The sequence below is a fragment of the Maribacter zhoushanensis genome, from assembly GCF_029350975.1.
GTDB lineage: Bacteria > Bacteroidota > Bacteroidia > Flavobacteriales > Flavobacteriaceae > Maribacter > Maribacter zhoushanensis.
This window is the reverse complement of sequence record NZ_JARKMR010000001.1, coordinates 626769-638969: the sequence shown is the minus strand read 5'-3', so window position 1 is coordinate 638969 and position 12201 is coordinate 626769. Positions and strand designations below refer to the sequence as shown.

At 32.4% G+C, this 12201-nt stretch carries 8 protein-coding genes; 4 read left to right on the top strand and 4 right to left on the bottom strand.

The window, feature by feature from the left end; genetic code table 11:
• Nucleotides 1-876 carry a class I SAM-dependent methyltransferase gene (locus tag PXD56_RS02720; RefSeq protein WP_276491824.1) on the top strand — a complete coding sequence of 292 codons (876 nt, stop codon included), beginning with the start codon at nucleotides 1-3 and terminating at the stop codon, nucleotides 874-876.
• A gap of 2 nt (nucleotides 877-878) precedes the next feature.
• Here the strand turns inward: PXD56_RS02720 and PXD56_RS02715 are convergent, their stop codons facing one another.
• Entirely contained in the window at nucleotides 879-4841 is a 3963-nt protein-coding gene (locus PXD56_RS02715) for a non-ribosomal peptide synthetase (RefSeq protein ID WP_276491823.1), read from the bottom strand.
• A gap of 482 nt (nucleotides 4842-5323) precedes the next feature.
• The gene (locus PXD56_RS02710; RefSeq protein WP_276491822.1) at nucleotides 5324-5575 is read right to left on the bottom strand and encodes a hypothetical protein; all 252 of its coding nucleotides are present in this window, start codon (nucleotides 5573-5575) and stop codon (nucleotides 5324-5326) included.
• Between the two features lie 666 nt (nucleotides 5576-6241).
• Between PXD56_RS02710 and gmd the strand changes: the two genes are divergently transcribed.
• From gmd to PXD56_RS02695, 3 genes are all read left to right on the top strand, one after another.
• Nucleotides 6242-7354 (top strand): GDP-mannose 4,6-dehydratase, encoded by a 1113-nt coding sequence (gene gmd / locus PXD56_RS02705; RefSeq protein WP_276491821.1) that lies wholly within the window; start codon nucleotides 6242-6244, stop codon nucleotides 7352-7354.
• Between the two features lie 47 nt (nucleotides 7355-7401).
• A complete protein-coding gene (locus PXD56_RS02700) occupies nucleotides 7402-8493 on the top strand; it encodes a GDP-L-fucose synthase family protein (protein ID WP_276491820.1) in 1092 nt (363 codons plus the stop codon).
• Nucleotides 8494-8618: 125 nt separating this feature from the next.
• Complete coding sequence (locus PXD56_RS02695; protein WP_276491819.1) at nucleotides 8619-9965, top strand: undecaprenyl-phosphate glucose phosphotransferase; 1347 nt, start codon at nucleotides 8619-8621, stop codon at nucleotides 9963-9965.
• A gap of 18 nt (nucleotides 9966-9983) precedes the next feature.
• Here PXD56_RS02695 and PXD56_RS02690 read toward each other — a convergent pair whose 3' ends face one another.
• Both PXD56_RS02690 and PXD56_RS02685 read right to left on the bottom strand, forming a co-directional pair.
• Complete coding sequence (locus PXD56_RS02690; RefSeq protein ID WP_276491818.1) at nucleotides 9984-10856, bottom strand: DUF808 domain-containing protein; 873 nt, start codon at nucleotides 10854-10856, stop codon at nucleotides 9984-9986.
• A gap of 168 nt (nucleotides 10857-11024) precedes the next feature.
• The gene (locus PXD56_RS02685) at nucleotides 11025-12092 is read right to left on the bottom strand and encodes a hypothetical protein (protein WP_276491817.1); all 1068 of its coding nucleotides are present in this window, start codon (nucleotides 12090-12092) and stop codon (nucleotides 11025-11027) included.
• Between the last annotated feature and the right edge of the window lie 109 nt (nucleotides 12093-12201).

Here is a 12201-nt window from a genome sequence, read left to right as displayed (position 1 = left end):
ATGAAAAATAAAATTGTAATTCTTATTGGTAATTTTCTCTTGGTCTTACTGCCTAAGAAATCAAAAAAAATGGCAGTCAATGGCATGACCATTATCGATAAAAAATCGATTGGTTTTATTGATCTTTTTATGAGAAAATCGCTTTTGAAGAAAGCTGAAAAAGAACAAAATTATAATCAGCTTTCAAAATTTCATGAAGCATACTGGAAAAAACAAGGTGTCAAATATTTTTCTGAAACCGATGATTCTTTTGAGACATCATTTTTACCAGAATGCACTTTTCTGTTCGATTTATTAGAGCTGAAACTGTCTATGGAAAAACATAATTTTCATACCATAGTAGAAATAGGATGTGGCAATGGAAAAGTCTTGAACTATTTAAGTTCCAAATTTCCTGACATTAAAAGATTTGTTGGAATAGATTTAAGCCAACAACAAGTAATGAAGAACAAAAATACATTTGCATCCAACAAAAAATTAGAATTTATAGCCTCTGATGGTTTTGAATGGACGAAAACCTACGCAACAGAAAACATGATATTTGTAACCTCTAGAGGTGTTTTAGAGTATTTTACACAACCTAAACTTCAAGAATTTCTACATCATATAAATGTTCTTGGTAAAACAACATTTGTTGCTATTGAACCAAACGGAATACATCATAATTTAAAGACGAACAAAGCATCCCAACCCTACGGATATGAGCGCTCATTTTCGCATAATTATGAAATCCTGTTCAAAACCGCTGGTTTTCATTTATGGCATAATACCACAAAGGATAGTGGTTTAGATTACTATTTAAGATATATGGCTGCAGACAATTACACTAATACATCAGCAAATGCTACAGTTCTTTCTAAATCCTTAGCAAAATAACTTTAGGCTTCCTTATTATTATCGACAACATTTTGCAGCGTTGTTGCCAAAACCTTATCATTAGGCGGGCTAAACATACTTAAGTGATCTCCTGGTACATAATGTAGGTCAATACCATCTTTAGCAAAAGATTTCCAGCCAAGATGTACACTATCGTGTGTATAATCGATAACATCTTCAATTCTAAATAGGTCTACCTTTATAGATAATGGCTTTAAATGATACCTATCTACAACCTTATTATGCTCAACAATACGGCTTTCATACTCCCAATCATAATCTGTCTTTGACGATTCGGTTTTATCTTTCTTTAATCGTAAATACAATTTCTTCAAGTTAGCTTTGGTTACTCCTATTCTATACTTAAATCCTTCTACACTAGACAATTGCCTTAAAACATGCAAGGTCTTATTTGCTAAATAATTACCATAAGCCATTTTTTTACCTAAACTGGTACTCTTGCCATAATGGGCGTATGCATAAGTGTCTAAAAGAGCTAAAGTTGATATTGTTTCACCTTTTGCCATCAACTGTTTTGCCATTTCATAAGCAATGATACCTCCAGATGAATACCCCGCCAATACATATGGTCCTTGGGGCTGTGTTGCCAAAAGAGCTTCGTTATAATGCGCTGCGATTTCTTCAACAGAGGTCAATAGGGCCTCTTTACCATCTAAACCTTTCGCCTGAAAACCATAAATTGGTTGATCAGGATCCATATAATCTTTAAGTGTCTTAAAGGAAAGTATATTTAAACCTGCACCATGAACAATAAACAATGGTGTTTTTGACCCGTTTGGCTGAATGGGTACCATAGAATCCCAGGTAACCGTGTTTTCTTCTATTTTTAATAAGCTTGCTAGACTTTTAACCGTAGAATATTCAAATAGAGATGACAATGGTAATCTTTGACCAGATTTTTCCTCTAGCCTTGTCATTACTTTAGCCGCAATCAAAGAATGTCCTCCTAATACAAAGAAGTCATCATGTAAATTAATCGTATCTAAAAACAAGCATTCTTTCCAAACATCTAAAACTAATTTTTCAGCTTTAGTAAACGGCTGAACAATCTCTACTTTATTTGTATTACTATTTGTGTCTTCTGGCAGACTTTTTCTATCTAATTTCCCATTTATGGTAACGGGAAGCTCTTCTAATCTTACGTACTCATGAGGCAGCATAAAAACGGGTAGTTCAGCTGCTAATTGCTTTTTCCATAGCGTAACATCCTTTTCCCATTCATCACCCTCATAAACCACATATGCTTTCAAAGCATTGTTTCTAACATCTGTGGCTGCAGATTGTATCCCTTTTAATTTACTTAAAGAATGTTCTATCTCCCCTAGTTCAATTCTATGCCCTCGAACTTTCACTTGACCGTCTTTACGACCTAAACATTCAATCTGACCGTTTGGCAAGAGTTTACCCAAATCTCCGGATAAATACATTTTTGCATTACCGTTTGGCTGAAAGCTATTATTGACGAAACCCTCATTTGTAAGATTGTGTTGACCTAAATAACCATTAGTTACTCCGTCACCACCAATTGCAATTTCACCAACAATACCTTTTCTCACAGGTTTACCTTGAGCATCTAATATATAAATACCGGTATTTGCTACAGGTTTCCCTATTGTGATAGGATCATCTTGCTCTGAAATCTTTGTAAGAATGCAACATACAGTTGTTTCCGTTGGTCCATAAATGTTCCAAACTTCATCACATTTTTCCAGTAATTTTAAGGAAAGAGATTTAGACACCGGCTCGCCACCAATAAGTGCCTTTATATGCAAAGGTTTTTTCCAACCAGAGTCCAATAAAATTTGCCATATGGTTGGTGTTCCCCAAATAACCGTTATTTCATCTTCTATTGCTTTTTGCAATAAAAGATGTCCGTCTTTTCTGGTTTCCTCATCTACCAATACTACGCTTGCACCATGAACTAGTGGCAAGAAAATCTCCATAACCATGGCATCGAAAGAAATTGTAGTGGTAGCAAAAATTTTGTCATTTGCTCCAATACCGGGTTCCTTACCCATAGAATATAGTAAGTTGACTACATTATTATGTGTAACTTGAACTCCCTTTGGCTTTCCTGTAGAACCAGAAGTATAAATAATGTAAGCACCAGCATCAGAAGAAACGTTAACATCTAATACGGTACTACTGGTTTCATTAGCTTTTGCTCTTAAATCTTCGATAAAAATAGTTGTGGCACCATGTGCAAGTTCTTGTTTAGAATTATCACAAATAAAAAAAGTAGATTTAGCATCTGAAATCATCAATAAAGAACGATTGTCAGGATAGCCCGTATCAATAGGCACATATCTAGCTCCGCACTGCAATACTGCAAATAACGTTGCAATTAAATCTGGTGACCTTTCTAGTGATATAGCAACGGTATCACCAGGTCTTATTCCCTTTTCCCACAAGTAAACAGCACTACTATTTATTCTACGTTGTAGCTCGGCATAAGTTAATTTCTCATTTTTAAACTCTAAAGCAATTGCAGTTGGCGTACTTGTAGCCTGGTCATATAACAACTCATGAAGTGTTGTTTTTGGATAGTCTAACACAGCACCATTTACAATACTGCTATCATCTGTAATATTTAGAATTTCAGATAATTTCTTATCTGGTCCTTCAATCAATTTACTTAATATAGTATTGAAAGAGTTACCCATTTCTTGTATGGTACTTTCTTTAAACAAATCTGTGTTATAAGACCATTCAAGGACTATATTATCATTTGAACCTGTTGCATTTAAAAATAGCTCAAACGTTTCATGTTCACGTTCATTACTATGATACTGGTAAGACAATCCTTCAAAAGTAGCACCATCGTCCAAGTCCATATCCACATTAAAAACAACCGGTACCAAAGGTACTCTGCCAGGTATTCTAGGAATATTAAGTTTCTTTAATAAACTACCAAAAGATAATTCTTGATTTTCGAATGCATCAAAATTGGCAGATTTTCTTTTCTTTAAATAATCAATAAAACTATCATTGGCGTCAAGATCACTTTTCATTGGCAGTAATTTCACACAATGACCAACTAAGTGTTTAGCACCCATAGAAGACTGCCCTGCAACCGGTAAACCAAGAACAATACTATCATTTTGCGTCGTCTTATAAAGTAATAGCTCAAAAGCAGCCATTAATGTAAGAACCAAACTAGTATTACCTTTTATACCCGTTTGTTTAATACCTTTTACTAAAGTTTTATCTAACAACTGATTAATTCTTGCTCCGTTGTAAGTTCTCTTGTTTATGTGTTTAAAATCTAAAGGAAGATTAGTATTTGGAATATCATTTTGATAGAGATTCAACCAATACTTTTCAGTTTGATTAAATTCTGGGCTCAATTTTATTTCATTTTGATGAGCAACATATTTGGTATAAGATACAGCGTCTGGAAGGTTGTGGGGTACGTTCTTCACTTTTGAAGAATACAAAGCCCCTAACTCTTGCATGATAATGCCTAAAGACCACCCGTCACAAACGATATGATGCGTAGTCATTATAAACTGATATTTATAATCATCAGTTTTAAGAATTGCAAAACGTATTAATTGTTCTTTTGTTAAGTCAAACGCCCTGCCTGTATCTTGTTTTGTATACTTATCTATCTCATTTTCCTTATCCTGCTCTGGAACTTGTGAAAAATCTTGCAAATCTATATTGGCAATAATAGATGTAAATACATTTATAAATTTCCCATCAGGACTAAAGACCGATCGTAAAGATTCATGCCTACTGATTAGCATGTCAACAGACCATTGCAATGCAGCAACATCAAGTTCTCCTTGAAATTCAATAGTTAATGACAGGTTGTATGCCTTATTTGCATCCTCTCCACCAAAATAACAAGAATACCAAATTTCTTCTTGCGCATCTGTAGTGTGCAAAATATGTTTTAGTTCAGGTCCTTCAAAAGGATTAAAGTGTGTTAGTACTTCCAAGATTCTTTAATAGTATAGGTTAGTGCATTTAAGAATATGGGGTTCGTTCGTCTAAAAGCTATAATTACCATTTAAACATTAACAAAAGCTCAGATAATATAATTACAAAGCAATTGAAAATACGAAATTCTTTATTTACAGGGATAAATATATTTATATTACACACAAAACGTATTTAGTTTCGCTAATGTGTAAATAAAAAGAGTTGTCTGTTTAAATACAACGAAAATCACAGTGACTTCATAAGTACAAATGAACTCATTGTAGTTTAAAATAAATGCCTTTTTTGATGTCTCAAAAGAATAAAAGACAAGCAAACACAATAGTTGAAGTGAAGATAATAACTATTGGATATTTTATATTAATTGTAATTCTACATTTGTAAATATCGTAAAATGACAATACCCTTAGCTTTTAAGACTAAGGGTATTTTTATGCTTACAAGACTATAAAACTATGATAAAATAAGGATTGCTCAACGCCTAGACGTTTAAAATTCTCTCTGTCATAATTTTAGCGTACAAAATTTGATTTTGTTCAATAGAATTAAATGCATCTTGAACTTTTGCACTTTTAGACTTTTTACGAACCAGTACATTATTGGTTTCAGTAATTTTTGCACTTTTCTTAAGCTTAAAGTAAGGCTTAAGGTGCAGATAGTAATTTTCTAGAGAAACTAACCTTTTCTTCTGAAATTGAGATGTTAGCTTCCCATTTAAAATGTTAGATATCATCGTATGGTGGTTTAAGTTGATAAAATAACGGGGAAAAACAATAAAAATTATAAATCAAAAAATGTCTATTTTTATATACCTAAAAATGAACAATAAAATTTGATTAAATAAATTTAAACTAAAATATTAATTACCGCACCTCTTTTGTATGAATTTTACTAAAATTTAACAAAATTTATTGCAAAGTATTAATAAGTCAAATTTTAAAAACTTTACTACATCATATATGTAACCAACAATAGACAGTACTCAATTCTCTAATAATAGTTATTTACACACAAGCCTTCCTTCCCTATATTCATTAAGAAAACCTTACTTAAGGTAGAAAAAAACAGTTTAACGAATAAATCATTAATTGGCCTAAGGTTTGTTTGTATTGATATATAATACACAAATAATGTCCTAAATTTGCCCGACAACCATTAACCAAAGTTAAAAAGATAAAGAAGATATCTATCTTAATCTGAACAACTTCCGATACCTTAATAATAGTTATCCAAGTAATGGTAAAATGAATATTTGGTTTTAAAATCTAATAAAAAACTAAAGACCAATTTTTCATTTTTTTACGTGATGATTATACTATAATGCTATTTCTTGCATTAATAATTATAACACCAAACATTTAAGTTTAAAAAAACATTTATAAATCCATTTTACATCACTATGAAAGTAGCATTAATTACAGGAGTCACAGGTCAAGATGGCGCCTATTTGAGTGAGTTTTTATTAAAAAAAGGGTATCAAGTTCACGGTCTAAAAAGACGAGCTTCTTTATTTAATACCGATAGAATTGATCACCTTTATCAAGACCCACATGTTGAACATAGAAATTTTGTACTTCATTATGGTGATATGACAGATAGTACTAATCTAATTAGATTAATACAAGAAATTCAACCAGATGAGATTTATAATTTAGCGGCAATGAGCCACGTTCAAGTTTCATTTGAAGTACCGGAATACACAGGTAATGCCGATGGTTTAGGTACATTAAGAATATTAGATGCTGTTCGTTTATTAGGGTTAACTGAAAAAACAAGAATATACCAAGCATCAACATCAGAACTTTACGGTAAAGTACAAGAAGTGCCACAATCAGAGACTACTCCGTTTTACCCACGTAGCCCGTATGCGGTTGCAAAAATGTACGCCTACTGGATTACTGTAAACTACAGAGAAGCTTATAACATGTATGCTTGTAACGGAATTCTGTTTAATCATGAGTCACCAATTAGAGGAGAAACTTTTGTGACTAGAAAAATCACGAGAGCTGCTGCACGAATTGGTTTAGGTTTACAAGACAAAATTTACCTTGGTAATTTAGATGCACAAAGAGATTGGGGTCATGCAAAAGATTATGTTCGTATGATGTGGATGATTCTTCAAGCAGATGAGCCAGAAGATTGGGTTATCGCTACAGGTAAAACTACCCCTGTTCGTGAATTCGTAAGAATGGCATTCGCAGAAATGGGAATTGAAATAGAATTCAAAGGAGAAGGTATCAACGAAAAAGGGTATGTAAAATCATGTTCTAATCCAGATATACAAGTAGAAATTGGGAAAGAGGTTCTATCTGTTGATCCTAAATACTTTAGACCAACTGAAGTTGAACTGTTGATCGGTGATGCTACAAAAGCAAATACTAAATTAGGTTGGATTCCTGAATATGATTTACAGGGATTAGTGAAAGACATGATGACCAATGATCTAAAATTAATGCAAAAAGATCAGTATTTGAAAGAAGGCGGTTATGTTACTTTCAACTATTTTGAATAGAAATTCAAAAACATCTATACATCTAATTAGTAGGTAAATTATACCAAATGTTAAATAAAGAAGCTAAAATATATATTGCAGGTCACAGAGGTCTTGTAGGCAGTGCAATCGTTAAGAATCTGGAAAGTAAAGGATATTCAAATCTAATTTTTAAAACTCATAAAGAATTAGATTTGACCAATGCTACAAAGGTGGCTGAGTTCTTTGAAACTGAAAAACCAGCATATGTTATACTGGCCGCAGCAAAGGTTGGCGGTATTGTTGCAAATAATACATACAGGGCAGATTTCATTTATGAGAATCTTATGATTCAAAACAATGTTATTCACCAAAGTTATCTTCATGGAGTAAAGAAGTTATTGTTTTTAGGAAGCACATGTATTTACCCTAAAAATTGTCCGCAACCTATGAAAGAGGATTACTTGCTTACAGATACTTTAGAGTATACCAATGAGCCTTATGCCATAGCCAAAATAGCGGGTATTAAAATGTGTGAGAGTTACAATTTACAGTATGGCACAAATTTTATTTCTGTTATGCCTACTAATCTGTATGGTCCAAATGATAATTTCGATTTAGAAAAATCTCACGTACTACCAGCTTTAATTAGAAAAATGCATTTAGGTAAAGCCCTAGAAAATGACAATTGGGATACTATTTCTTCAGACTTAAATGCTTTACCTATTGAAGGCGTTAATGGCAGTTCATCTAAAGAAGAAATTATAGCTGTTTTAGATAAATATGGCATTAAAAAGAAAGATGGTAATATCCATTTAGAAATCTGGGGAACCGGAAATCCTATGAGAGAATTCTTATGGAGTGAGGATATGGCCGACGCCTGTGTATTTTTAATGGAACAAAGAGATTTCAAAGATTGTTACTTACAAAGTAACAAAGAAATAAGAAACACTCATATCAATATTGGAACAGGTATTGACATATCAATAAAAGATTTAGCGCTGTTAATTCAGCAAACCATAGATTTTAAAGGTGAATTGTATTTCAATACTGATAAACCTGATGGTACATTGAAAAAATTAACAGACCCAAGCAAATTACATGATCTTGGTTGGAAACATACAGTTTCATTAGAAAAAGGTGTACAACAAGTATATTCTTGGTATACTAAAAAGAACTAATTTTTTAATAAAATCCGATTTCTGACGCCCCCAAAATTTACAATTAGCCAATAGTTACAAACCAACTATTGGCTAAATGTAACAACCTATTATTAGCTCTTTTACCAACCATTTCCAAAAGCTAAATGAAGAAATCTTTATTCATAATACCATTGTCGTTGATAGTCCATATTCTGATTATCAACATCACTTTATATGTATATACTCCTGAAACATACTTAAATGTTTACAGTATACTATACTATAACGTGGCATGGTTCATTACCACATACAGCTTGCATTTTTATCCGACTGCAAGACGTGATGGCTTTATGACCAATTTAAAAAGCTTTATACTGCTTTTTACTATTTATGGATTGATTTATTTTACCTCCTTCGTTTTCTTCGGGTTAAATTCGTATTCAACATTTTATTTAATTCTAGTATACTTACAAATTTGTTTTTTGTTAACGTTATTTAGAGTATTGTTCTACTTCGCTAGAAATGTATACAGAAAAAGAGGATATAATAGTACAAGGGTAGTAGTCATTGGTAGAGATAAGAATTTATCAAAACTTAAGCGCATTTTCGATAATCCAGAATATGGATATTCATATATGGGTTATTTTGATAATACAGCATCTGAAAACAATTCATGTTTAGGAGATATTAAAAGCTCTTTCAATTATATATTCGAAAACAATGTAGAAGAAGTGTATTGTATGGCCTCTAAATTATCAAAGGCAGAAATACAGTATTTAATGAAGATTGCCGATAATAGCTTCAAGAGAATTAAGATTATACCTGATAATAAAGAACTGTTCTCAAACACTATGTCAATAGAATTATATGGAGCTGTTCCAATCTTAAATTTAAGAGCTTCACCTTTAGATCTAGATTATTCCAATCTAATTAAACGAATATTTGATATCGTATTTTCAAGTATTGCCATTCTTTTTGTTTTGTCATGGCTAACACCTATTGTATTTATACTTATGAAAATCGACTCAAAAGGACCTTTGTTTTTCAAGCAGAAACGTCATGGGGTAAATAGACAAATCTTTTGGTGTTACAAATTTAGATCAATGACCAAAAGTAAAACCAGTGATACCAAAATGGCAACTAAAAATGATGCAAGGGTAACAAGGCTAGGTAAAATCTTAAGAAAAACAAGTATAGATGAACTACCTCAATTTTTCAATGTATTGATTGGAGACATGAGTGTTGTAGGTCCAAGACCACATATGGTGGTACACACCCAAGAGTATGAAAACTCAGTAGAAAGATATTTGGTAAGGCATTTTATAAAACCTGGTATAACAGGCTTAGCACAAATTCAAGGCTGCAGAGGTGAAATTCTTGACAGATCAGATATTGTTAATCGAGTACGATACGATATTTTTTATATGGAAAAATGGTCGCTCGCTTTAGATGCTAAAATTATTTACAAAACCATCTTCAATGCAATCAAAGGAGAAGAAAGAGCTTATTAACATAAGTTCAAGTACTCTTTATTCTTTCTTTTTAAAGAGCATTTTAAAGCCTTTGAAAAGTAATAAGGCTACAACCCCTACCAAGAGCCCAATAATAAATTCAACAATTATACCAGGCACATTAGGTAGTAAGTGATGTAAAAAATCAATATTGTGTACAAATATCCCTCCTGAGACCAATAGAAGTGCCAAGGTTCCAATTACTGACAAGGCCTTAATTACCTTTGGCAATGCATTCACAAAAAAACGGCCTATAATATCAGATAGACTATTTTCCTCTTCATTAAGGTTAATAAGCCTAGCTCCAAATTCATCCATACGTACAATTAAAGCTACAATACCGTAAACCCCTACAGTTGCTATTAGTGCAACTACAGACACCACTGCTATTTGAGTAACCAAAGGCTCATTGATTACTGCACCCAACGCAATAATTACTATTTCTATGGATAAAATAAAATCAGTTACAATTGCGGATTTTACCTTAGTTTTTTCCAATTCCAGAATTTCTTCTTTGGTCATTGGTTGCGTATCCGCTGTTATATGCTCACTTTCATGTGGCACAAAGAATTCGTAAATTTTTTCAGCGCCTTCAAAAGCAAGGTAAATACCGCCAAGTATTAAAACCACGGTAACGGCCCAAGGTAAAAAAGCACTCAACAAAAAGGCAATAGGTAAAATGATAATTTTATTTAATAGTGAGCCTTTAGAAATTGCCCATAGTACCGGTAATTCCCTTTTAGAGACGAATCCTGATGCCTTCTCTGCATTTACAGCTAAATCATCACCTAATATCCCAGCCGTCTTCTTAGTAGCTATTTTACTCATTGCAGCTACATCGTCTAAAAGAGCAGCTACATCATCTAAAATTGCAAAAAAACCTGAAGCCATGTATTTATAATTTTGGTCAAAAATAATTTAACCAAATGGTTTATGGGAATTCTATTGGTAAAAAAGATGATGTTATTATTTCCGTGCTTAAAAATTAAAAATGGATTTTACAATTTTGCATCTTTTAAGCCAACTTAAATAATAATATAGTTGAACGATGTAAAAGGTTTAATTAACCTGTTCCCAAGTAAAACCATTGCTTTGAAACCAGACAACATGTATTCCGTCTGGAACTTCAAATAACCTGTCACTATTTGAATCTAGGTAACCTAGCGGCACGGACAATGTAATACTTGGATTTATTTTGACTATGTACATTCTTCCGGTAGCACTGTCGGCTGGAGGAAGAAATAAAGTAACATTACCAGACCCACTAACTAAAGCAGTATGATTAGATTCATCTAAAACAAATGCTGTACCACCAACAAAATCTATAGCTGTAGACAATGAACCGCTTACACTTATAGTTGAATTAGGAGCGTTTCCACCGATACCTAAACGAATATTATTTTCATCGTAAAAAATATTCTGATTATCTTCCGAAGGTTTTCCATCCACACCTGCAAATACTACAGAACCGGGGTCACCAGTAAAACCTTCAACAGTAGTATTCGTATTCACTTCGGTAATTTCTCCTTCTTCATTTATATAAGTATAAGTACCGTCCAAATTATCTTCCAGAGTAGAAGTAGTTTCTTGAACATTATTATCATTATTAATAATAACTTCTGATCCATCACTATTAGTAAATGTGTAAGTATCATCTTCATTATCTACAAAAGAAACACCGTTTAAAGCTAACAATGTTTCATCACCATTTTCATTGATATAAGTATAAGTTCCGTCTAAATTATCAACTAAACTAGATATTATATCCTCAGCACCATTAAAAGTAATTGGAACATTATTGGTATTATTGAAAGTAAAAGTACCATCACCATTATCTTCTAAAGTTACTTCAGAACCATTAGTTATTTGATTACATAAACTGACCCAAGCTTGATTATTAAAATAAAAGATGCAATCCTCATCGGTATTATAAACTATTGCTCCCTCTAATGGAACTAATTGAAGCATTTCAACATTTGTCAATTTAGAAATCACCAATACTTTTGAAGAACTTTCCAATTCTAATAAACTATTTGAATCAATTAGCTCAGGATTATCTCCTATTTTTATCTGACAAAAGCTAGAATTGAAACTTAAAAAAATAAAAAAATAAAAAAATCGGTTCATAAGAAATTAAACTTACCTATTATACATTTCCAAAGGTAAAACAGGACAAGATAACGAATGTTAATTTTGACATTTAATTTTATCGACAAATAGCCTATTAATAGGCTCT